A 22,597-nucleotide genomic window follows, 5' to 3' on the forward strand; every position below is an offset into this window, starting at 1 on the left:
CGGTCCAGCTCGGCGGTGCCCCGGTAGCCGGAGCCCCGGGCGATGCGGTCGAGGCCGCCGAGAGCGACGGGGGTGCTCGCCATCGCGGCGGCCGCCCTCGTCAACGAGCGCTACCTCGATCGGCGCTTCACCGTCCACCACCTCGCCGCCGAGCTGCGGATGCCCGCCCTGCTGCTGCGGCTGCGGTTCCGCCGCTGCTACGGGCTCGGCCTCGACGAGCACCTCGCCCTCCGCCGACTCGAGCTGGCCGCCGTTCTGATGGCGAGCACCCCCGTCGCTCTCGGCGGCCTCGACCGCATCGCCCGGGGCTCCGGCTACCGGGGCACCGCCGAGCTGGACCGCGACCACCGGAGGCACCGCCGGTCCTCCGCGCTGGCCGCCTGGTTCCGGGCCGCCCCGCGTCCCGAGCGCGAGCACCGGCCCGGCACCCGGCCCGAGGAGGAGCTGCTCGCCGCAGCGCCGGGTGCCGCGACGCCGGACCGCCCCAGCAGCGTCCGCTCGGCACCGGTCACCCCGCTGAGGCGCCGCGCCTGAGCCCGGCCGCGGAGCGGTACAGTGCCACGATGCGCACCTCCGGAACCCGCCGATGACGGCCGTCCGCTACGTCGCGATCGGCGATTCCTTCACCGAGGGCGTCGGCGACGAGCGGCCGGACGGCACCCCGCGCGGCTGGGCCGATCTGACGGCCGCGGGATGGGCGGCGGCCACGGGCGAGCGGATCGAGTACGCCAATCTCGCGATCCGGGGCCGGCTCATCGCGCCGATCCTCGCCGAGCAGCTCGAGCCCGCGCTCGCCCTGGGCCCGACCCACCTCTCCTTCAACGGAGGCGGCAACGACATGCTGCGCCCGCGCGCCGACATCGAGCGGATCGCCGACGCCTACCTCCGCGTCCTCGAGCGCTGCGACGAGCAGGGCGTCGTGCTGATCGCCCTGGCCGGCGCCGACCCGTCGCCGCGGCTCCCGCTCGGCTCGCTCATCCGCCGCCGCGGGGACGCGCTGACCGACGCCGTCCTGCGTCGGACGAGCCATCGGACCGACGTGGTCGTCGCCGACAACTGGCACGACCCCGCTTTCGCCGATCCGGAGCTGTGGTCGGAGGACCGCCTGCACCTCGGCCCGCGGGGACACCGGCGGGTGGCCGACCGGGTCCTGCGGGCGCTCGGGCTCACACCGCCCGCCGCGCTGCCCGACGCTCCCGAGGCCGCACTCCGGCGCGGCGGAACCGTGCAGTACTACCGGCAGCACGTCGCGCCGTGGGTGCAGCGCAGGCTCACCGGCACGTCCTCCGGGGACGGCCGCGCCGCGAAGTACGCGGGCTTCGTGCCGATCGACCCGGTCTGACGCCTCCCCCGAGGAGCACGGCCCTCGTTCGACGCGCAGGGATCTCCCCTGAGGCGCTCAGCGGCGACCACTCGTGGCCGCTCGACGGCGTCGAGCGCTCAGTGCCAGCCGTACCGCGCCGAGAGCACCCGGGCGACGGCGTCGTACCGAGCACGCTCCAGAGCTGCTCCTTCGCGACGCATCCCGGCGGGGTGCACGCGGAACACGCGCTCCGGGTCGACCCAGCTGGGGCGCCCGTCCGGGTCCCAGCCGCCGGTCCCGACGGCCAGGTAGTCGGAGTGCTCCTTCGAGCTCAGCCGCACGGCGAGCACCGTCCCCGACTTCTCGACCGCGAGCACGAGCACCGGGCGGTCCTTGCCGCGGCCGTCGTCCTCCTCGTACGGCACCCAGGTCCAGACGACCTCGCCCGGGTCCGGGTCGCCGTCGGGCGTGGGCGCGTAGCCCAGGCGGACCCCGCGGAGCCGCGACGGGTCGACCTCGACGGTGCGGCCCACTCCGCTCGCGCCCGGGGTCGGCGCCGTCGTGCTCAGGTACGGGCGCTGCGGGCGGGGCCCGGCGTCCGGCCGCGGGGCGACCGCGCGGCCGAGGAGTCGGAGGAGCAGGGACACGACCGAGCGCGAGGAGGGCACCCCGGAACCCTAGCCCGGATTCTCAGCCGCCCGCCCGCGGGGGCGCGCCCGGCGGTCGCCCGGCCCGGACGCGCCGACGGGGTGCCGGCTCCGGAGAGCCGGCACCCCGTCGGGTGCTGCGGATTAGGGGGTCAGTCCGCCAGGACGTAGCCCGCCTCTCCGTGGATGGCCGTGTCGATGCCGGCGATCTCGTCCTCGTTCTTCACGCGGAAGCCCATCGTCTTCTGGATGATCCAGCCGATGAGGAGCGTCATGACGAAGGAGTAGGCGAGGACGGTGAAGGCCGCGAGGGCCTGCTTGCCGAGCTGGCTCGCGTCGCCGGTGAGGAACAGGCCCACGCCGGTGCCGAAGAAGCCGATGTAGAGCGTTCCGATGAGGCCGCCGACCAGGTGCACGCCGACCACGTCGAGCGAGTCGTCGTAGCCGAGGCGGTACTTGAGGTCGATCGCCAGGGCGCAGACGGCGCCGGTGATGACGCCCAGGACGATCGCCCAGAACGGCGACAGGCTGGCGCAGGCCGGGGTGATCGCGACGAGGCCCGCGACCGCGCCCGAGGCGGCGCCGATCGAGGTGGGCTTGCCGTCCTTGATCTTCTCGACGACGAGCCAGCCGAGGATCGCGGCGGCCGGAGCGGCGATGGTGTTCAGGAAGGCGACGGCCGCGATGCCGTCGGCGGCGAGCTCGGAGCCGGCGTTGAACCCGAACCAGCCGAACCACAGCAGTCCGGCGCCCAGGAGCACGAACGGCGGGTTGTGCGGCTGGTGCGCGCCCTTGGTGAAGTTGACGCGCTTGCCGAGCACCAGGGCGAGGGCGAGGGCCGCCGCTCCGGCGTTGATGTGGACGGCGGTGCCGCCCGCGAAGTCGATCGCGCCGACGCCGTAGGCGATCCAGCCGCCGTCGACGACGGTGGCGTCGTCGCCGAGGGTGAAGTTGAAGACCCACGAGGCGACCGGGAAGTAGACGACGGTGGCCCAGACGCCGGCGAAGACCATCCAGGCCCCGAACTTCGCGCGGTCCGCGATGGCGCCGGAGATGAGCGCGACGGTGATGATCGCGAACGTCGCCTGGAACGCGGCGAAGGCCAGCGTCGGGTAGGCCGACGTCTGCTCGCCGAGCGCGTCGTTGTAGATGCCCTGCAGGCCGATCTGGGCGGTGTCGATGCCGAGGACGCCGTCGATGCCGACGAAGGTGTCGGTCCCTGCGGGGCCGGACGGGCCGTTGCCGAACGCGATCGCGTAGCCGTACAGGACCCAGAGGACCCCGATGAGGCCCATGGCTCCGAAGCTGAGCATCATCATGCTGATGACGCTCTTCGCACGCACCAGGCCGCCGTAGAAGAAGGCGAGCCCGGGGGTCATGAGCAGGACCAGCGCGGCTGCGATGAGCAGGAACGCGGTATTGCCTTGATCCATTGTTGAACCTCTCGTGAGTGTGCAGAGAAAAGCCCGGAGCGAGGACGCTGCGTCGGAGCACGGCCTGGAGACACGCGGGTGTCGGGTCACCTCGGGTAGCCGACAGTCTGGTGGCGCGAGGTTTCGTCCCGTGAGGCACCGCGTTTCGCGGAGGTTACGGCCGAGGCCCCTGTGTAAAAAGCGCGTTACGGCGCGCTGGCGGACGGCACGACGACGACCCCGGGAACGCCGGGAGGAGAGCGGATCCGCCCCTAGGAGCGGGGCGCCATCGAGGTGAGCGCGATGAGCCGCGACATCGAGCGCAGGTACTTCTTGCGGTAGCCGCCGCTCAGCATGTCGCCGCCGAAGACCTCGTCGAGGGGCGTCCCGGAGGCGAGGACCGGGATCTGCGCGTCGTAGACCCGGTCGATGAAGGCCACGAGGCGCAGGGCGTCGGTCTGGTCGGTCAGAGCGGTGACGCCCCGGAGCACGATGGTGTCGACGCCGTCGATCACCTTGATGTAGCGGGAGGGGTGCACGGTGCCCAGGTGGTGCACGGCGTCCGCGAACGGGTCGTCGGTGACGACGGAGCCGGCGGGGGCGGCCGCGACGAGAGCGTCGATCTCCTCGTCGGTGCGCACCACGGCGTGGCCCTCGATGTCGCGGCGCCGGTAGTCGGTGCCGTCGATCCGCATCGTCTCGAAGTGGGCGGCCATCGACTGGATCTCGCGGAGGAAGTCCGCCGCGGCGAAGCGCCCCTCGCCCAGCGCGTTGGGCGGGGTGTTCGAGGTCGCGGCGATGCGGGTCCCGGAGGCGACGAGCTCGCCGATGAGCCGCGTCATCAGCATCGTGTCGCCCGGGTCGTCCAGTTCGAACTCGTCGATGCACAGGAGCGCCGAGCCCTTGAGGAGAGAGACGGTCGCCGCGTAGCCGAGCGCGCCGACGAGCGCGGTGTACTCGATGAACGTCCCGAAGTAGGTGCGGCCCGGCACCGCGTGCCAGATCGCCGCGAGCAGGTGGGTCTTGCCGACGCCGAAGCCGCCGTCGAGGTACACGCCCGGCTTGACCGCGGGGGCCTTCTTCCGGCCGAAGCCCAGGAAGCCGCCTCCCTTGGATCCGCCGCCGGCGGCGAACGCGCGCAGAGCCTCCACCGCGTCGGCCTGCGAGGGGTACTCCGGGTCGGGACGGTAGCTCTCGAAGGTGGCGCCCTCGAACTGGCGTGGGGGCACCAGCGTCGACGCGATCTCGTGCCCGCTGATCTGGGGCGAGCGGGCGGTCAGGCTGCTCGTCGATCGGACGTCGTCGGGGCTCACTCGCGTCTCGCATCCTGCGCACGGCGGGGGTCAGTGCGCTCAGTGGCGGCGGCCGCACCGGGCACGGAGCCGCCGCGGTTCTGTGTCGAACTCTTACGGCGCCCTCCGTGCGGCGTCGTCCGCGGACGCGTACTGTCGCTGAAGGGCGGGCTCCAGCGTAGCCCGCCGTGGAATCACGCCCGCGCTCCGCGCACCATCCTGGAGGTCCTCCTTGTCCGTCGAAACCGATCCGTCGCCGAAGTTCGCCTCCTACGCGCACCCCGAACGGCTCGTCAGCGCCGACTGGCTCGAGCAGCGCCTCGGCACTCCCGGTCTCGTCGTCGTCGAGTCCGACGAGGACGTCCTGCTCTACGAGACCGGCCACATCCCCGGCTCCGTCAAGATCGACTGGCACACCGACCTCAACGACCCGGTGCAGCGCGACTACATCGACGGCGCCGCGTTCGCCGCGCTCGTCGGCGGCAAGGGCATCGCCCGCGACACCACCGTCGTCGTCTACGGCGACAAGAACAACTGGTGGGCCGCCTACGCGCTCTGGGTCTTCACCCTCTTCGGTCACGAGGACGTCCGTCTGCTCGACGGCGGCCGCGACAAGTGGCTCGCGGAGGGCCGCCCGACGACCACCGACGCCTCCTCCCCGGAGCCCGCCGAGTACCCCGTCGTCGAGCGCAGCGACGCCGAGATCCGCGCCTTCAAGGACGACGTCCTCGCGCACTTCGGCAACCCGCTGATCGACGTCCGCTCCCCGGAGGAGTTCACCGGGCAGCGCACCACGGCGCCGGCCTACCCGGAGGAGGGCGCCCTGCGCGCCGGTCACATCCCCAGCGCGCAGAACGTGCCCTGGGGCAGGGCCGCCGCCGAGGACGGCACCTTCCGCCCCCTCGACGAGCTGAACGGCATCTACCGCGAGGGCGCGGGGCTGAAGGACGGCGACTCCGTCATCGCCTACTGCCGGATCGGCGAGCGCTCCGCCCACACCTGGTTCGTGCTGACCCACCTCCTCGGCTTCGAGGGCGTCCGCAACTACGACGGCTCCTGGACCGAGTGGGGCAGTGCCGTCCGCGTCCCGATCGTGCAGGGCGCCGAGCCCGGCGAGGCCCCCGCGGCCCGCTGACGCGTCACGACGGAGGCCGGGAGCGCCGATCCGCCCGTCGACGGGCCGGATCCGGGCTCCCGGCCTCCGCTGCGACCGCCCGCCGCCCCTCCCCCGATGAGACACTGGACCGGATGACCGACACCACGCTCCCCGACGCTCTGCGCGACATCCGCGAGGAGTTCCTCGCCCTCGAGAAGCCGGAGCGCCTGCAGCTCCTGCTCGAGTTCTCGAACGAGCTCCCCGACCTGCCCGAGCGCTACCGCGACCACCCGGACCTCTTCGAGCGCGTGGAGGAGTGCCAGGCGCCCGTCTTCATCGTCGTCGACGTCGACGGCGGGATCGTGCACCTGCACGCCACTGCTCCCCGCGAGGCGCCCACGACGCGCGGCTTCGCGTCGATCCTGGCGCAGGGCCTGGCCGGGCTCACCCCCGAGCAGGTGCTCGCCGTCCCCGACGACTTCCCGCAGACCATCGGCCTCTCGGAGGCGGTCTCGCCGCTGCGCCTGCGCGGCATGACCGCGCTGCTCGGCCGCACCAAGCGGCAGGTCCGCGCGCACCTGGCCGCATGATCCTCCGGCCGCTCGTCCCCGCCGGTCCGCCGATCGTGATCGGCGAGGAGGGCGCGCGAGCGGCGGTCGCGGACGCCTGGCGTCCCGACGAGGCGGTGCGCGTGCGCCTGAACATGATCGCGAGCGTCACCGGCTCCAGCACCGGCTCCGACGGCACCAGCGAGACGCTGACCAACCGCGTCGACCGCACGATCCTCGGAGTCGTCCGCGAGCAGGCCGACGTCGTCCTCGTCGGAGCCGCGAGCGTCCGCGCCGAGGGCTACCGCGTTCCCCGGCGGGTCCCGCTCGCCGTCGTCTCCGCCTCGGGCGATCTCGCCGGGCACCGCCTGGAGCTGCAGGAGGGCTCCCGGGTCCTGCTGCTGGTGCCGGAGTCGCGCGGCGCGGTGGAGGGGCTCCCCGCCGGCGTCGAGGTCGTCCCGGTCACGTCCTCCTCGGAGCGGATCGGCGTCGACGAGCTCCTGGAGGCTCTCGCCGGGCTCGGCCTGCACCGCGTCGTCTGCGAGGGCGGCGCCTCGCTCTCGGGCCAGTTCCTCGCCTCGGGCCGGGTCGACGAGCTGTGCCTCACCACCTCGCCGCGCGTCGTCTTGCCGGGCCTCCCGGTCGCGACGGGCACGGCCGTCGTCGACGACGCCTACGCCCTGACGCTCCTGGCCGCGGACGATTCCGGGGCCGTCTACGCCCGCTGGAGCCGCACGCGCTGAGAGCCGCCCACCCGGCGTGCCTCCGCGTCCCGGGCGCGTCGGAACCCTAGTCTGCGACCGTGCCCGAATTCCCAGCGTCGTCCCAGCTCCCCGAGGAGTTCCGGGTCGCGACGGAGTCGATCCGCGCCGCTGCCACGCGCGCCGAGCTCACCGTGTCCGAGATCGCCTCGCCGTCGGGTCTCGCGCCCTGGGCCCTCGCCCTGTCGGGCGACGTCGCGCCGCACGCGCACGGACGCGACTCCGAGCTGGGCACGGGGCGCTTCATCCTGCTCTACGACCCCGAGGAGCCCGAGCAGTGGGGCGGCCCCTTCCGTGTCGTCTGCTTCGCCCAGGCCCCGCTCGAGGTCGAGATCGGCACCGATCCGTTCCTCGCCGAGGTCGCCTGGTCCTGGCTCATCGACGCCCTCGGGGCGCGGGGCGCCTCCTATTCCGCCGCGTCCGGCACGGCCACCAAGGTGCTCTCCACCGGTTTCGGCGAGCTGGCCGCTCAGGGGGACGGTGCGCAGATCGAGATCCGCGCCTCCTGGAGCCCGGATGATGCGCAGCTCGCCGCTCACGTGGAAGGGTGGGGGGAGCTGTTGTGCATGCTCGCGGGTCTCCCGCCCGTATCGAGCGACGGTGTGACCCCGCTCGCCTTCCGACGGAACAACCGTGACTGATTACCGTGTCCTCTCCACGCCCGACGAGTTCCTCGCCGCGGTCGACGCCCTCGCCGCCGGCGAGGGCCCCGTCGCCGTCGACGCCGAGCGCGCCTCCGGCTTCACCTACTCGCAGCGCGCGTACCTGATCCAGGTCTACCGGCGCGGCGCCGGCGCGTTCCTCTTCGATCCCCCCGCCATCGGCCGGATGGACGCCCTGCAGGCGGTCATCGGCCAGGAGGAGTGGGTCCTCCACGCCGCCAGCCAGGATCTCGCCTGCCTGCGCGAGGTGGGCCTGGACCCGGTGCGGATCTTCGACACCGAGCTCGCCGCCCGGCTCCTCGGACTGCCCAAGGTGGGCCTCGGCGCCGTCGTCGAGGACCTCCTCGGCATCCACCTGGCCAAGGAGCACTCGGCCGCCGACTGGTCGACCCGTCCCCTCCCCCAGAGCTGGCTCGTCTACGCCGCGAAGGACGTGGAGCTCCTCGTGGACCTCCGCGACCGCATGGAGGAGATGCTCATCGCCGCGCGGAAGACGCGCATCGCCCGCGAGGAGTTCGAGGCGACGCTCGCGCGCGCCCCGAAGGCGGTCCCGCCGGATCCGTGGCGCCGCCTCTCCGGCATGCACTCGCTCCGCGGCCCGCGCCCCCTCGCCGTGGCGCGCGAGCTCTGGCTGGCCCGGGACGCGTTCGCCCGCGAGCGCGACATCGCTCCCGGCCGCCTGATCCCCGACTCCTCGATCATCGCGGTCGCCCGCAACATCCCGACCAGCATCGGCCAGCTCTCGGGCCGCCGCGATTTCACCGGCCGCGCCAGCCGCGGCGAGGTCGAGCGCTGGTGGGCCGCGATCGAGCGCGGGACGACGACCGAGGACCTGCCGAGCCCGACCCGCCCGGCCGCCGACACGCTCCCACCTCCGCGCGCGTGGGGCGATCGCAACCCGGCCGCCGACGCGCGCCTGAAGGCGGGACGCGCCGTGGTCACCGAGATCGCGGAGCTGCTCTCGCTCCCGGTCGAGAACCTGCTCACGCCGGAGCTGCTGCGCCGGGTGGCCTGGAACCCGCCCGAGCCGCTGACCGCGGAGTCGGTCGCCGCGGAGCTCACCCGCGCCGGCGCCCGCGCCTGGCAGGTCGAGGCCACATCGGGCTCGATCGCCACCGCGTTTGTCGAAGCGGCCCAAGCGCCGGCCGAGGGCACCGAAACCCCTTCGTAGGAAGCGGCAAAGGATTCCGGCTGCGCGGTGCCGGTTCCTACGATCGACGGCGACCGTGAGTTCCTGGGAGGCATTGTGGCCGAGAGATCCGAAGTCGTGTTCGTCGACGGAGTCCGTACTCCGTTCGGGCGTGCCGGCGAGAAGGGCATGTACTGGCAGACCCGAGCCGACGACCTCGTCGTCAAGGCGATGATCGGTCTGCTGGAGCGTAACGGCGCGCTGCCGAAGGAGCGGGTGGACGAGGTGGCGATCGCCGCCACCACCCAGCAGGGCGACCAGGGCCTGACCCTCGGCCGCACGGCAGCGCTGCTCGCCGGGCTGCCGAAGTCGGTGCCCGGCTTCGCCATCGACCGCATGTGCGCCGGAGCGATGACCTCGGTCACCGCGACCGCGGGCGGCATCGCGTTCGGCGCCTACGACGTGGTCCTCGCCGGCGGCGTGGAGCACATGGGCCGGCACCCGATGGGCTTCGGCGCCGACCCCAACCCGCGCTTCCTCTCCGAGCGCCTCGTCGGCGAGGACGCGCTCAACATGGGCCGCACGGCGGAGCGGATCCACGACCGCTTCCCGCACCTGACGAAGGAGCGCGCCGACCACTACGCCCTGCGGAGCCAGCAGAAGCTCGCCGCCGCGTACGCCGCCGGCAGCGTCCAGCCGGACCTCGTCCCCGTCGCCACGCGCAGCGCCGCGGGCTGGGGCCTCGCGACCGCCGATGAGGCACCGCGCCCCGAGACGACCCTCGAGGGCCTCGCGGGCCTGCGGACCCCGTTCCGCCCCCATGGCCGGGTGACCGCGGGCAACTCCTCCGGGCTCAACGACGGAGCGACGGTGTCGCTCCTGGCCAGCGCCGACGCCGCGCAGGAGCTGGGCCTGTCCGCGAAGATGCGGATGGTGAGCTTCGCGTACGCCGGCGTCGAGCCCGAGATCATGGGCATCGGCCCGGTTCCCTCGACCGAGAAGGCGCTCCGCAAGGCGGGCCTGGGCATCGAGGACATCGGGCTCTTCGAGCTCAACGAGGCGTTCGCCGTGCAGGTGCTCTCCTTCCTCGACCACTTCGGCCTCGACGACGACGACCCGCGCGTCAACGAGTACGGCGGAGCGATCGCGATCGGCCATCCGCTCGCCTCCTCCGGGGTCCGGCTGATGATCCAGCTGGCCCGGCAGTTCGAGTCGCACCCCGAGGTCCGCTACGGCGTGACGGCCCTCTGCGTCGGCCTCGGCCAGGGCGGCACGGTGATCTGGGAGAACCCGCACTACGACGGCAAGCGCGGACGACGGAAGGGACGCTGACCCATGCTCGACGGATTCGAGAACCTCGAGGACCTCGCCGAGGGCGAGGTCGTCACCCACTCCTACGTCCGCGACGTGCCGCTGCCCAGCGGCCGAACGCTCGCTCTGATCACGCTCGACAACGACCGCGACCACACCCGCCCCAACACCTTCGGGCCGGCGTCGCTCTTCGAGCTGGCGGACGTCCTCCTGGCGCAGAAGGAGCGCGCCTCGCGCGGCGAGATCCAGGCGGTCGGCATCACCGGCAAGCCGTTCATCCTCGCCGCGGGAGCCGACCTCAGCAAGGTCGGGGCCATCCCGAGCCGTGAGCTCGGCCGCCAGCTGGCGCGCCTGGGCCACCGCACGCTGGGGATGCTGGCCGAGCTGGGCGTGCCGTCCTTCGCCTTCATCAACGGCCTCGCCCTGGGCGGCGGCACCGAGATCGGCCTGAACGCCGACTACCGCACGGTCGACTCCTCCATCCCCGCGCTCGGGCTCCCCGAGGTCTTCCTCGGCATCATCCCCGGCTGGGGCGGCGCGTGGCTCCTGCCGAACCTGATCGGCATCGAGAACGCCCTCAAGGTCGTGGTCGAGAACCCGCTCAAGAACAACCGCACGCTCAAGGGCCAGGAGGTGTTCGACCTCGGCATCGCCGACGCGATCTTCCCGCCCGCCGCCTTCCTCGAGGACTCGCTCCGCTGGGCCGACGGCGTGATCGGCGGCTCCGTGAAGGTGGAGCGGCCGAACGCACCCGGCAAGCTGGAGCGGCTGGTCAAGTGGGACGTCGCGATCTCGATCGCTCGCAAGCAGCTGGAGTCGCGGATCGGCACGGTCGCGGCGTCTCCGTACCGCGCGCTGGAGCTTCTCAAGGCCGCGAAGAACACCACCCGCGAGGAGGGCTTCGCCGCCGAGGACGAGGCGCTGGCCGACCTGATCTCGGGTGACCAGTTCCGCGCGAGCATCTACGCGTTCGATCTGGTGCAGAAGCGCGCCAAGCGTCCCGCGGGAGCGCCCGACAGGGCGCTGGCCAAGCCCGTCACCAAGGTCGGGGTCGTCGGCGCGGGCCTCATGGCCTCGCAGTTCGCGCTGCTCTTCCTCCGCCGCCTCCAGGTGCCGGTGGTCATCACCGACCTCGACCAGGAGCGGGTCGACAAGGGCGTCGCGGGCATCCGCGCCGAGATAGACGCGCTGCTGGCGAAGGGACGCGTCTCCCCCGACGACGCGAACCGCCTCCGCGCGCTGATCACCGGCACGACCGACCGCTCCGACTTCGCCGACGCCGACTGGGTGATCGAGGCGGTCTTCGAGGAGCTGTCGGTGAAGCAGGACGTGTTCGCCGACATCGAGCGCTACGTCTCGCCCACGGCGGTGCTCGCGACCAACACCTCGTCCCTCTCGGTCGAGCGCATCGGCGAGCGGCTGGAGCACCCCGAGCGCCTCGTCGGCTTCCATTTCTTCAACCCGGTCGCGGTCATGCCGCTGATCGAGGTGGTCCGGACGCCGCACACCGACGACGAGACCCTCTCGACGGCGATGGTCACCGCCGCGAAGCTCAAGAAGAACGCCGTCATCACGCGCGACACCCCGGGCTTCGTGGTGAACCGCGTGCTGGCGAAGGTCCTGGGCGAGGCGATGCACGCGGTCGACACGGGCACTCCCTTCGAGGTCGTCGAGCAGTCGCTGGCTCCGTTCGGCCTGCCGATGACCCCGTTCGAGCTGCTCGAGCTGGTGGGCCTCAAGGTCGGCGCGCACGTGCTCGACACCCATCACGCCGCGTTCCCCGACCGCTTCTTCGACAGCCCCAACCTGCACCGCCTCGCCGAGCTCGGCCACGTCTTCGAGCGCGACGCGAAGGGGCGGGTGAAGGGCGTCGACAAGCGCGCTGTCGCGATCGTCTCCGGCGGCACGGAGCCGATGACGGCCGAGCAGCTGCGGCTGCGCGTCGAGACGGGTCTCGCGGACGAGGTCAAGCGGATGCTGGACGACGACGTCGTGCACGCCGCGGAGGACATCGACCTCTGCCTGATCCTGGGCGCGGGCTACCCGTTCCAGATGGGCGGGCTCACGCCCTACCTCGACCGGGTCGGCGCGAGCGAGCGGGCGTTCGGGGACACGTTCCACCACCCCGCGATCCGCGGCGTCGACTGACGCGGAGTGCCGTGACGCGGAAGGGGCGCCGGATCGGATCCGGCGCCCCTTCCGTGCGTCGCCTGAGGGACGGGTCCCGACGGCCGATCAGTCGCTGCGGGCGTCGTCCCGGGCCTCGACCTCGTCCGGGAGCGGACGGGCGACCGGGATCTTGCTGCCCAGCACCTGCGCGACGACGTCGCGAGCGATGTGCTGGGGAGTGAGTCCGACGTCCTCGAGGATCTCCTCGCGCTTGGCGTGGTCGAGGAACTGGTCGGGCAGCCCGAGCTCGGTCACCGCGGTGTCCACGCCGGCCTCGCGCAGGTCCTGGCGGATGCGCGTGCCGATCCCGCCGACGCGCACCCCGTCCTCGATCGAGACGACGATGCGGTGCTCGCGGGCGAGCTCGATGATGCTGGTGGGCACGGGCACGACCCAGCGGGGGTCGACGACGGTGGCTCCGATGCCCTGGGCCGCGAGCCGCTGAGCGACCTCGAGACCCATCGCGGCCATCGGCCCGACCGTGACCAGCAGCACGTCCTTGCGCTCGGCGCGGGCGAGCACGTCGACCCCGTCGCCGAGGCGCTCGACGGCGTCGATCTCGTCGCCGACGCTCCCCTTCGAGAAGCGCACCACGGTCGGCGCGTCGGTGACGCCCACGGCCTCGCGCAGCTCCTCGCGCAGGCGCACGGAGTCGCGCGGAGCGGCGAGGCGGATGTTCGGGACGACCTGCAGGATCGCCAGATCCCACATGCCGTGGTGGCTCGGACCGTCGGGCCCGGTGACTCCGGCGCGGTCCAGTACGAAGGTGACGCCCGCGCGGTGCAGTGCGACGTCCATCAGCACCTGGTCGAAGGCGCGGTTCACGAAGGTGGCGTACAGCGCGACGACCGGATGCAGCCCGCCGAAGGCGAGACCGGCGGCCGAGGTCACGGCGTGCTGCTCCGCGATACCGACGTCGAAGACGCGCTCCGGGTACTTCTCCGCGAGGCGGTCGAGACCGACGGGCCGGAGCATGGCGGCCGTGATGCCGACGATCGTCGGGTCCTCGTCGGCCAGCGTGACGATCTCCTCGGCGAACACCGAGGTCCACGAGCGGGCCCCGGCCGCGCTCAGCGGCTCGCCCGTCTCGGGGTCGATCTGCCCGACGGCGTGGAACTGGTCGGCGAGGTCGTGCACGGCCGGACCGAAGCCCTTGCCCTTCTGGGTGATCGCGTGGACGATGACCGGCTGGCCGTAGTCCTTCGCCTGCTGGAGAGCCTCCTCCATCGCCGTCAGGTCGTGTCCGTCGATCGGCCCCAGGTACTTGATGTCGAGGTTGGAGTAGAGCGCCTCGTTGTTGATGAAGCGGCTGAGGAAGCCGTGGAGCCCGCCGCGAACGCCGCGGTAGACGGCGGCGGCGGGGCCGCCCAGCCGCTCCGAGACGGCCCGGGAGCCGCGGTGCATCGTGCGGTAGGTCGGCCGCGTGCGGACGCCGTTGAGGAAGCGGGCCATGCCGCCGATGGTCGGGGCGTAGGAGCGCCCGTTGTCGTTGACCACGATGACCAGCCCGCGGGAGTTGTCGTCGCTGATGTTGTTCAGCGCCTCCCAGGTCATGCCGCCGGTGAGGGCGCCGTCGCCCACGACCGCGACGACGTGGCGGTCGGTCTGGCCGGTCATCGTGAAGGCGCGGGAGATGCCGTCCGCCCAGGACAGCGAGCTGGAGGCGTGCGAGCTCTCGACGATGTCGTGTGGCGACTCCCTCCGCTGCGGGTAGCCGGCGAGGCCGCCGCGCTGCCGGAGCTTCGAGAAGTCCTGGCGACCGGTGAGCAGCTTGTGGACGTAGGACTGGTGACCGGTGTCGAACACGATCGCGTCGTGCGGCGAGTCGAAGACCCGGTGGATCGCGATGGTCGTCTCGACGACGCCGAGATTCGGCCCCAGGTGGCCGCCGGTCTTCGAGACCTCGCGCACGAGGAAGTCGCGGATCTCCTGCGCCAGCGTCTCGAGCTCGGCCGCGGTCAGGCGATCGAGATCGCGAGGACCGCCGATGGTCTCGAGAACAGCCATGCGCGCCGCCTTCCGGGGTCGTGAGCGAGGTGGGGACGTCTCCCGAGTCTACGCACGGGGCCCCCGGGAACGCGTGTGCGCCTCCCCCGCAGGGAAGGCGCACACGCTCTGCGGCTGATCTAGACGAGCGAGCGCAGCACGTACTGCAGGATGCCGCCGTTGCGGTAGTAGTCCGCCTCACCGGGGGTGTCGATGCGGACGACCGCGTCGAACTCGACGGTCTGCTTGCCCTCGGCCGAGTGCTCGGTCGGCTCGGCGACGACGTGGACCGTCTTGGGGGTGACGCCCTCGTTCAGCTCCTCGATGCCCGAGATGCTGATCGACTCGGTGCCGTCGAGGCCCAGCGACTCCCAGCTCTCGCCCGCAGGGAACTGCAGCGGGACGACGCCCATGCCGATGAGGTTCGAGCGGTGGATCCGCTCGAAGCTCTCGACGATGACCGCCTTGACGCCCAGCAGGCTCGTTCCCTTGGCCGCCCAGTCGCGCGACGAGCCGGAGCCGTACTCCTTGCCGCCCAGGATGACGAGCGGGGTGCCCTCGGCCTGGTAGTTCTGCGACGCGTCGTAGATGAACGACTGCGGGGCGTCCGGCTGCGTGAAGTCACGGGTGTAGCCGCCCTCCACGCCGTCGAGCAGCTGGTTGCGCAGGCGGATGTTCGCGAACGTGCCGCGGATCATCACCTCGTGGTTGCCGCGGCGCGAGCCGTAGGAGTTGTAGTCCTTGCGGTCGATGCCGTGCTCGTCGAGGTAGCGGCCGGCGGGGCTGTCGGCCTTGATCGAGCCGGCGGGGCTGATGTGGTCGGTCGTGACGGAGTCGCCGAGCTTGGCGAGCACGCGGGCACCGGCGATGTCGGTGACCGGGGTCGTCTCCATCGTCATGCCGTCGAAGTACGGGGGCTTCCGCACGTAGGTCGACGACTCGTCCCACTCGAAGATCGAGCCCTCGGGGGTCTGCAGCGCGCGCCAGCGCTCGTCGCCGTCGAACACGCCCGCGTACTGCGTGTCGAACATCGACTTGTCGATCGACGAGTCGATCGTCGCCTGCACCTCGGCCGCGTCGGGCCAGATGTCCTTGAGGAACACGTCCTTGCCGTCGGAGTCGGTGCCGAGCGCGTCGACCTCGAAGTCGAAGTTCATCGAGCCGGCGAGCGCGTAGGCGATGACGAGCGGGGGGCTCGCCAGGTAGTTCATCTTCACGTCCGGGTTGATGCGGCCCTCGAAGTTGCGGTTGCCCGAGAGCACGGCGGTCACGGCGAGGTCGTTGTCCTGCACCGCGGCCGAGATCTCCTCGAGCAGCGGGCCGGAGTTGCCGATGCAGGTCGTGCAGCCGTAGCCGACCGTGTAGAAGCCGAGCGCCTCGAGCGACTCGGTCAGGCCGGCCTTCTCGTAGTAGTCGGTGACGACCTTCGATCCGGGCGCCAGCGTGGTCTTGACCCACGGCTTGGCCTTCAGGCCCTTCTGCGCCGCGTTGCGGGCCAGCAGGCCGGCCGCGAGCATGACGGACGGGTTCGACGTGTTGGTGCACGAGGTGATCGCCGCGATCGCGACGGCGCCGTGATCGATCGTGAAGGTCCCGCCCTCGCCGAGCTCGACCGTGGTCGGCTTGGAGGCGGTCGCCGGCGCGTGCGAGCGGTGGGTGTGCTCGTGGCTGCTGTGCTCGTCCTGCGGCTGCAGCTCTCCGGGGTCGGAGGCGGGGAACGACTCCGCGATGGTCAGGTCGACGATGTCGTGCGAGACGTCCGCGTAGTTGGTGAGGTCCGACTCGAACTGCGTCTTAGCGGACGAGAGCTCGATCCGGTCCTGCGGGCGCTTCGGGCCGGCGATCGAGGGGACGACGGTGCCGAGGTCGAGCTCGAGGTACTCGCTGAAGACCGGCTCGACCGCGGGGTCGTGCCAGAGCTTCTGCAGCTTGGAGTACTGCTCGACGAGGGCGATCTGCTCGTCGCTGCGGCCGGTGAGGCGCAGGTAGTCGAGGGTCACGTCGTCGATGGGGAACATCGCGGCGGTGGAGCCGAACTCGGGGCTCATGTTGCCGATGGTGGCGCGGTTCGCGAGCGGCACCGCGGCGACGCCTGCCCCGTAGAACTCGACGAACTTGCCGACCACGCCGTGCTTGCGCAGCATCTGCGTGATGGTGAGCACGACGTCCGTCGCGGTCACGCCGGTCGGGATCGAGCCGGTGAGCTTGAAGCCGACGACCTTCGGGATGAGCATCGAGACGGGCTGGCCGAGCATCGCGGCCTCGGCCTCGATGCCGCCGACGCCCCAGCCGAGCACGCCGAGGCCGTTGACCATCGTCGTGTGCGAGTCGGTGCCGACGCAGGTGTCGGGGTAGGCGCGCAGCGCACCGCCCACCTCGCGGGTCATGGTGATGCGGGCCAGGTACTCGATGTTGACCTGGTGCACGATGCCGGTTCCGGGCGGGACGACCTTGAAGTCGTCGAAGGCGGTCTGGCCCCAGCGGAGGAACTGGTACCGCTCGCCGTTGCGCTCGTACTCGAGCTCGACGTTGCGCTCGAGCGCGTCCTCGGTGCCGAAGAGGTCGGCGATGACGGAGTGGTCGATCACCATCTCGGCGGGCGCGAGCGGGTTGATCCGGTTCGCGTCGCCGCCCAGGGCAGCGACGGCCTCGCGCATCGTGGCGAGGTCGACGATGCAGGGCACGCCGGTGAAGTCCTGCATGACCACGCGGGCCGGCGTGAACTGGATCTCGGTGTCGGGCTCCGACTCTGGGACCCACTCGCCGAGGGCGCGGATGTGGTCGGCGGTGATGTTCGCGCCGTCCTCCGTGCGGAGGAGGTTCTCGAGCAGCACCTTGAGGCTGAACGGGAGCTTTTCGTGACCGGGGACCCGGTCGATGCGGAACACCTCGTAGTCGGCCGAGCCGACCTTCAGGGTGTCTTTCGATCCAAAGCTGTCTACCGCGGACACGTCGCCCTCTCCTTCGCTGACTGCAGCGTCCGCCGACGGGCGGAGCCGCTCTCCGTCCTCATCTTGACGACCGCGCACAGCGGCCTGCCACCAAGGAGGACCTAACTCCTCGACGCCGAGGCGCCCGGTCGACCTCGCCGCGACGGTGCGGGGAGGCGAGCGCTATTTATCTCGACGTCGAGACAATTCTATGCACGATCCGGAGCATCGCCCGCATCGGCGCGCTCGCCGGCTCCGCGGTACTCGGCCCGGACGGCGAGCACGGTGAGCACCAGCAGCGGCGCGTACAGGGGCAGGCCGAGCGCCAGCTTCCAGATGCCCAGCGCCGTGGTGTCCTCGGCGAGGAACAGCGGGTACTGCACGGCCAGGCGCAGGAGGAAGAGCCCCGCCCACGCGAGGGTCAGGGCGCCGAAGAGGCGGCGCTTGCGCCGATCGGATCGCCAGGCGGTGCCGTCCCCCATCAGGAAGCCGGCGGCGACGCCGATCAGGGGCCAGCGCACGAGGACGGAGAGGAGGAAGACGAGCCCGTAGACGAGGTTGGTGAGCAGCCCCAGGGCGAAGTTGTCGACGCCCCGCCCGGTGAACAGCGCCAGTGCGGCCGAGACCACCACGGCGAGCAGTCCGCCGACGGCCTGGATCACCGGCGTCCGGCCGAGCACCCGCGCCACCGTGAACGCCACGGCGAGCCCGACGGATGCGACCAGCGAGAGCACGAGCTCCGAGGTGACCGTGTAGAGCAGGACGAAGGCTATGCCGGGCACGACGGCCTCGAGGATCCCCCGGACGCCGCCCATGGTGCGCAGCAGCGCCTTCCCGTCGAACGGCTCGCCGTCGGCGACCGCGCCGAGTCCCGAGCGGCGGGCGGCCTGCGCGATCGCGTCGCCCACCTCGGGCCGGACCGGCTCCTCCGATCGGGCCGGGTCCTCGGGCCGCACCGGCTCCATGCCGGTCAGCTCGCGCTCTGCTGGGTCTGGCTGCCGGTCGGCACCTTCAGCGGGATCAGGTCGCGCGGAGGCATCGGGCCGCTGCCGCGGACCACGACGATGCTGCGGAAGAGCTCCTCGACCGAGGCGGCCGCCTGCTCGTCGACGGCTCCGGCTCCGGCGATCACGCCGCGGAGGAACCAGCGCGGACCGTCGACGCCGACGAACCGGGCGACGCGGGTCTGGCCGCCGGCGATCGGGAGCTCGGCGACGAGCTCCGGACCGAAGACGCCGTCGCGCTCCGTCGTCGATCCGCCCTGACGGCCGATCTGCTCGGCGATCTGGCCGCGGATCTCGTGCCAGAGGCCCGAGGAGCGCGGCGCGGAGAAGGGCTGCACCTGCAGCGTCGACCCTGCGTAGTCGAGGCCGACGGCGATGACGCGCTTGGTCCCCTCCTCGACCTCGAGGCGGATGTGCATGCCCTCGCGGGGAAGCACCTTCACCCCGCCGAGGTCGATGTAGGGGCGGACCGGGTTGGCCTCGCGCTCGTCCAGGGGCCCGGCCTCCGCGCGGTCCTCCGGCGCCGACTTCTCGAAGTCCTGCTGGACGGGCTCGGCGGCCTCGCCGGCCGTGGGCTGGATGTCGCTCATGCGCTCTCCTCGTGGATTCTGGTCTCCTGGGCGCCGGCGGCGTACCCGGTGGATCCGAAGCCGCCCGTGCCGCGGACCGACTCGGGAAGCTCGTCGACGGCCGTGAACCTCGCCTGGACGACGGGGACGATCACGAGCTGCGCGATCCGGTCCCCCGCCGAGACGCGGTACGTCTCGCGGCTGTCGGTGTTCAGCAGCGCCACCCGGATCTCACCGCGGTAGCCCGCGTCGATCGTTCCGGGGGCGTTGACGACGGTGATGCCGTGCCTGAAGGCCAGCCCGCTGCGGGGGACGACGAAGCCGGCGTGGCCCTCCGGGAGGGCGACGGCCACCCCTGTGCCGACGGAGGCGCGCTCACCGGGGGCGAGCACCACGTCCTCCGTCGAGTGGAGATCGGCTCCCGCGTCGCCCGGACGGGCGTAGGAGGGGAGCCGGTCCGCGGTGATCGGGACGTCGACGGTTGCAGGCACGTGACGAGGGTAGACCAAACGTCTGATCCAATAGGGTCATGCCGTCCTACCGAGAGAGGCTGTGGCCCGCGCCCTGGCTCTTCGTCGCCACCGCCCTCGTGATCCCCGCCAGCATCCTGGTGTTCGCGCCCATCGACCTCGCGGTGGGGGTGATCGTCGCGGTCGTGCTGTACGCGGGCTGCGTGCTGTCGCTGCTGGCCCTCTCCCCCGTGATCGAGGTGGCGGAGGGGGAGCTGCGCGCCGGCCGCGCGCACATCCCGCTGGACCTCGTGGGCGAGCCGTCCTCCTACTCGGGGGACCAGGCGTTCGCCGAGCGCGGGACGCGCCTGGACGCGCGGGCGTACCTGGTCATCCGCGGCTGGGTGAAGGAGGTGGTGCGGGTCCCGATCGAGGATCCGGCCGACCCGACGCCGTACTGGCTGGTCTCCACTCGCCGCCCGGACGACATCGTCGCCGCGATCCGGGGATCACGGCGACGGAGCGGTCGTCCTTCGGAGCCGGGAGGCGCTTAAGCGGCGCACTCCAAGCAGATCGGCCCGAGCTTCTCCTCGTGGTCGATCTGCGAGCGGTGCTTCACCAGGAAGCAGCTCACGCACGTGAACTCGTCCGCCTGGGGCGGAAGGACCACGACGTCCAGATCGAGGTCGGACAGATCGGCACCGGGCAGTTCGAATCCGCCCGGGTTGTCGGCGTCATCGACGTCGACGACTCCGGACATCTTGTCGGGGACTCGCTCCTTCAGGGCCTCGATCGACTCGGAGTCGTCATCGGTCTTGCGGGGGGCGTCGTAGTCCGTAGCCATTCCCATCCACTTCTTATTTCTGCTGTTCAACAAATCGGCGGGGTCAGTGTGCATCACGACGCATCGATTCGCAAACCACCTCGAACGGCTCTTGACACCCGCTCGCCCCGCCTCCTTCCGCACCAACTTTCGACCCGCCCGGGGTATTCCCGGCCGATCGCCCGGGCGCGTGGCATCCTTGCCCGGTCCGCGTCCAGAAGGAGGGTCCCCACGATGATGGAACTGAAGGTGATCGGCGTCGAGGGCGGATCGCTCGTCCTCGTGTCCGAGGGCGGCGAGCGCTTCTCGGTCCGCATCGACGAGACGCTGCAGAGCCAGCTGCGGCCGCGGGTCCACACCCTCCCGCCGCGCGAGAAGCGCGTCTCCCCCCGCGAGATCCAGGCCCACATCCGCTCCGGGCTCTCCGCCGAGGAGGTCGCCGAGCTCACGGGCGCCGACCTGGGCTACGTCCAGCGCTTCGAGGGACCCGTCACGGCCGAGCGCGAGCACATCGTCGCGTCCGCCCTCGCCGTGCGCGTCTACACGACCACCGACCCCGATCCCCTCGAGGAGGACACGCCCTTCGGCGACGTCATCCGCGACCGCCTCGCGTCGCTCGGCGCCGAGGGCGAGCAGTGGTCGAGCTGGAAGGAGGAGGAGGGCTGGGTCGTCAAGCTCCTCTTCCGCTCGGACGAGATCGACCACGACGCCCGCTGGCGCTTCGACCCGCGGAAGGCGCTGCTGTCGCCGCTGACCTCCGAGGCGATCACGCTCTCGCAGCAGGGCGAGATCCGGCCGACCCTCATCCCGCGCCTGCGCGCCGTCATCCCCGCCGCCGTCGACGAGCTCGCCACGCGCTTCGACCCGGAGTCCGCGGAGGCGCCGACCCGCTCCGCCCGGGCCGACCACCCCACCGCCGGCCGCCCCGCCGCGATGCCGCACGCCCGGCCGGCCGCCGTCCGCCCCTCCGACACGGAGCCGCAGCCGGCCCTCTCCGAGACCCCGCGCCCGATCTCGACGCTCCCCCGCCCCGTCACCAGCACGACGGAGCAGCGCGAGCGTAACCTCAACGACACCGCCGACCTGCTCGACGCCCTGCGGCGCCGCCGGGGCGAGCGCGATCACGCCTCGAGCCTCCGCGTCCGCGAGGAGCCGGAGCCCGAGGCCGAGGCCGCTCCTCCCGTCGAGAAGGCACCGGAGCCGCCGCGCACCGCTCCCCCGGTCCCCGAGCAGCCGTCGGGCGTGCGCGGGAGCCTCCGCCGGGGGCGGGCGTCGATGCCGAGCTGGGACGAGATCGTCTTCGGAGCGCGCAGCGACGACTGATCCTCCGCCGGCGCGGCGCCGCCGGGGTGGACGGTGCCCCCCGTCCCTCCGGCCCGGCTCAGGCCAGCGCGCCGAAGCGGAGGAGCGGCACCTGCGTCTCCTCCGGCGTGAGCGACCCGTGCTGCCCGATCATCGAGCGGCCGGAGGAGTCGTCCGCCGCGTAGTAGGCGATGGTCCTCCGTGCCGCGACGAACACGTCGCCCATCCGCTCGGCCGCCGCCGGCGAGACCTCGCCGAACCAGCCGCTCGCAGCGACCCCGTCGCGCGTCGCGATCCAGGCGCGTGCGCCCTCCGCCTCGATCCAGCGCCGCGCCACCTCGTCGGGGTCCACACCCGGCTCGAGGTGCAGCTGCAGGCAGCGGGGCTCTCCGCCGAGGTGCCGGACGCCCTCGAGCAGCGGTCCCCGCTCGACGAGCACGTGCGAGGACGCCGGAACGTCCACGATGCCGTGGTCGGCGGTGACCAGCACGCTCTCGCGGGCGGAGAGCCCGCGGACCGCTCCGCCGACCTCCCCGTCCAGGAGCTCGAGCGCTGCCGTCCACTCCGGCGACTCCCAGCCGCGCGCGTGCGCCGCCTGGTCGAGCTCGGGGACGTAGAGGTACACGAGCTGCCGGCCGCCCTCGTCGAGCAGGGCGCGCGCCGCCGTGAAGCGCTCGGCGACGCCGCCGGCGGAGTGGTACTCGGCGCCGCGCAGGATCGCCCGCGTGAGACCGGAGCGGGCGTACCGCGCTGGGCCGATCACTCCGGCCCGGACACCGGCGGCCGAGGCCTGCTCGAAGACCGTGGGGTGGGGCTGCCACGTCTCGGGCACCATGCCCTCGTCCCAGCCGGAGAGCTGGTTGACCAGGCGGTCGGAGGCGCGGTCGAGCACGCGGTAGCCGACCATCCCGTGCCCGCCCGGGCGCAGGCCCGTCGTCAGGCTCGCCAGGGCCGCCGCGGTGGTCGTCGGGAAGCCCGAGACGAGCGTGGTGCCGCGGTTGAGGGCCGGGGCGAGCGTGCGCGAGTGGCCCCCGCGCTGGCGGAGGTTCGCGGCACCCAGGCCGTCGACGAGGACGACCACGATCCGCTCGACGCGGGGCGAGCCGAAGAGGCCGGGGCGGCCCAGGAGCGCGTCGAGGGCGCCCGGCAGGACGTCGGCGAGGCTCCGCCGCCCGTCGGGGGCTGGCGGTAGCATGTGGGTCAT

At 72.3% G+C, this 22,597-nt stretch carries 21 protein-coding genes; 11 read left to right on the forward strand and 10 right to left on the reverse strand.

Features of this window, described 5'->3' with window-relative positions; translation table 11 throughout:
* Positions 1-72 precede the first annotated feature (72 nt).
* Positions 73-534, forward strand: coding sequence for a hypothetical protein (locus tag C5C99_RS14460; RefSeq protein ID WP_104340282.1), 462 nt, complete (start codon positions 73-75; stop codon positions 532-534).
* Between the two features lie 52 nt (positions 535-586).
* Complete coding sequence (locus C5C99_RS14465) at positions 587-1,342, forward strand: SGNH/GDSL hydrolase family protein (RefSeq protein WP_104238766.1); 756 nt, start codon at positions 587-589, stop codon at positions 1,340-1,342.
* A gap of 98 nt (positions 1,343-1,440) precedes the next feature.
* On the opposite strand, the gene C5C99_RS14470 is transcribed toward C5C99_RS14465, so the two are convergent.
* The 3 genes from C5C99_RS14470 to zapE form a co-directional block, all read right to left on the reverse strand.
* Positions 1,441-1,971, reverse strand: a complete 531-nt coding sequence (locus tag C5C99_RS14470; protein WP_167299028.1) for a type II toxin-antitoxin system PemK/MazF family toxin — start codon at positions 1,969-1,971, stop codon at positions 1,441-1,443.
* Positions 1,972-2,102: 131 nt separating this feature from the next.
* Positions 2,103-3,383, reverse strand: coding sequence for an ammonium transporter (locus C5C99_RS14475; RefSeq protein ID WP_104222080.1), 1,281 nt, complete (start codon positions 3,381-3,383; stop codon positions 2,103-2,105).
* Between the two features lie 251 nt (positions 3,384-3,634).
* The gene (zapE, locus tag C5C99_RS14480; protein ID WP_104340283.1) at positions 3,635-4,675 is read right to left on the reverse strand and encodes a cell division protein ZapE; all 1,041 of its coding nucleotides are present in this window, start codon (positions 4,673-4,675) and stop codon (positions 3,635-3,637) included.
* A gap of 211 nt (positions 4,676-4,886) precedes the next feature.
* Between zapE and C5C99_RS14485 the strand changes: the two genes are divergently transcribed.
* The 7 genes from C5C99_RS14485 (at position 4,887) to C5C99_RS14515 (ending at position 12,309) form a co-directional block, all read left to right on the forward strand.
* On the forward strand, positions 4,887-5,789 hold the full coding sequence (locus tag C5C99_RS14485) for a sulfurtransferase (protein ID WP_104232576.1): 903 nt from the start codon (positions 4,887-4,889) through the stop codon (positions 5,787-5,789).
* Between the two features lie 113 nt (positions 5,790-5,902).
* Entirely contained in the window at positions 5,903-6,340 is a 438-nt protein-coding gene (locus tag C5C99_RS14490; protein WP_104238764.1) for a SufE family protein, read from the forward strand.
* Entirely contained in the window at positions 6,337-7,041 is a 705-nt protein-coding gene (locus C5C99_RS14495; protein WP_104337292.1) for a dihydrofolate reductase family protein, read from the forward strand. Before C5C99_RS14490 ends, C5C99_RS14495 begins: the two co-directional genes overlap by 4 nt.
* Before the next feature lie 59 nt (positions 7,042-7,100).
* Positions 7,101-7,700, forward strand: a complete 600-nt coding sequence (locus C5C99_RS14500; RefSeq protein ID WP_104222090.1) for a DUF3000 domain-containing protein — start codon at positions 7,101-7,103, stop codon at positions 7,698-7,700.
* Positions 7,693-8,892, forward strand: coding sequence for a ribonuclease D (locus C5C99_RS14505; protein ID WP_104222092.1), 1,200 nt, complete (start codon positions 7,693-7,695; stop codon positions 8,890-8,892). Before C5C99_RS14500 ends, C5C99_RS14505 begins: the two co-directional genes overlap by 8 nt.
* A 75-nt stretch (positions 8,893-8,967) precedes the next feature.
* Complete coding sequence (locus tag C5C99_RS14510; protein WP_104268672.1) at positions 8,968-10,182, forward strand: thiolase family protein; 1,215 nt, start codon at positions 8,968-8,970, stop codon at positions 10,180-10,182.
* A 3-nt stretch (positions 10,183-10,185) separates the two neighbouring features.
* Positions 10,186-12,309: a 3-hydroxyacyl-CoA dehydrogenase NAD-binding domain-containing protein gene (locus tag C5C99_RS14515; RefSeq protein WP_104340284.1), complete on the forward strand. Its 2,124-nt coding sequence runs from the start codon at positions 10,186-10,188 to the stop codon at positions 12,307-12,309.
* Between the two features lie 87 nt (positions 12,310-12,396).
* Here the strand turns inward: C5C99_RS14515 and dxs are convergent, their stop codons facing one another.
* The 5 genes from dxs to dut form a co-directional block, all read right to left on the reverse strand.
* Positions 12,397-14,337 carry a 1-deoxy-D-xylulose-5-phosphate synthase gene (dxs, locus tag C5C99_RS14520; protein WP_104222098.1) on the reverse strand — a complete coding sequence of 647 codons (1,941 nt, stop codon included), beginning with the start codon at positions 14,335-14,337 and terminating at the stop codon, positions 12,397-12,399.
* Positions 14,338-14,456: 119 nt separating this feature from the next.
* A complete protein-coding gene (gene acnA / locus C5C99_RS14525) occupies positions 14,457-17,267 on the reverse strand; it encodes an aconitate hydratase AcnA (RefSeq protein ID WP_104340285.1) in 2,811 nt (936 codons plus the stop codon).
* A 188-nt stretch (positions 17,268-17,455) separates the two neighbouring features.
* Complete coding sequence (locus C5C99_RS14530; RefSeq protein ID WP_104222101.1) at positions 17,456-18,211, reverse strand: DUF3159 domain-containing protein; 756 nt, start codon at positions 18,209-18,211, stop codon at positions 17,456-17,458.
* Positions 18,212-18,216: 5 nt separating this feature from the next.
* Positions 18,217-18,840, reverse strand: a complete 624-nt coding sequence (locus C5C99_RS14535) for a DUF3710 domain-containing protein (protein ID WP_104248032.1) — start codon at positions 18,838-18,840, stop codon at positions 18,217-18,219.
* A complete protein-coding gene (gene dut, locus C5C99_RS14540) occupies positions 18,837-19,310 on the reverse strand; it encodes a dUTP diphosphatase (RefSeq protein WP_104222105.1) in 474 nt (157 codons plus the stop codon). The genes C5C99_RS14535 and dut overlap by 4 nt, the downstream gene beginning before the upstream one ends.
* A gap of 38 nt (positions 19,311-19,348) precedes the next feature.
* On the opposite strand from dut, the gene C5C99_RS14545 reads away from it, so the two are divergent.
* Positions 19,349-19,822: a DUF3093 domain-containing protein gene (locus C5C99_RS14545; RefSeq protein ID WP_104232568.1), complete on the forward strand. Its 474-nt coding sequence runs from the start codon at positions 19,349-19,351 to the stop codon at positions 19,820-19,822.
* Here the strand turns inward: C5C99_RS14545 and C5C99_RS14550 are convergent.
* Positions 19,819-20,112: a DUF4193 domain-containing protein gene (locus C5C99_RS14550; protein ID WP_055792269.1), complete on the reverse strand. Its 294-nt coding sequence runs from the start codon at positions 20,110-20,112 to the stop codon at positions 19,819-19,821. The two genes, C5C99_RS14545 and C5C99_RS14550, sit on opposite strands and share 4 nt — an antisense overlap.
* A gap of 213 nt (positions 20,113-20,325) precedes the next feature.
* Between C5C99_RS14550 and sepH the strand changes: the two genes are divergently transcribed.
* Complete coding sequence (sepH, locus tag C5C99_RS14555) at positions 20,326-21,414, forward strand: septation protein SepH (protein ID WP_104340286.1); 1,089 nt, start codon at positions 20,326-20,328, stop codon at positions 21,412-21,414.
* A 58-nt stretch (positions 21,415-21,472) separates the two neighbouring features.
* On the opposite strand, the gene C5C99_RS14560 is transcribed toward sepH, so the two are convergent.
* Positions 21,473-22,597, reverse strand: coding sequence for an alkaline phosphatase family protein (locus tag C5C99_RS14560; protein WP_258063710.1), 1,125 nt, complete (start codon positions 22,595-22,597; stop codon positions 21,473-21,475).

The organism is Rathayibacter sp. AY1C4 (assembly GCF_002932195.1).
Classification (GTDB): Bacteria; Actinomycetota; Actinomycetes; order Actinomycetales; family Microbacteriaceae; genus Rathayibacter.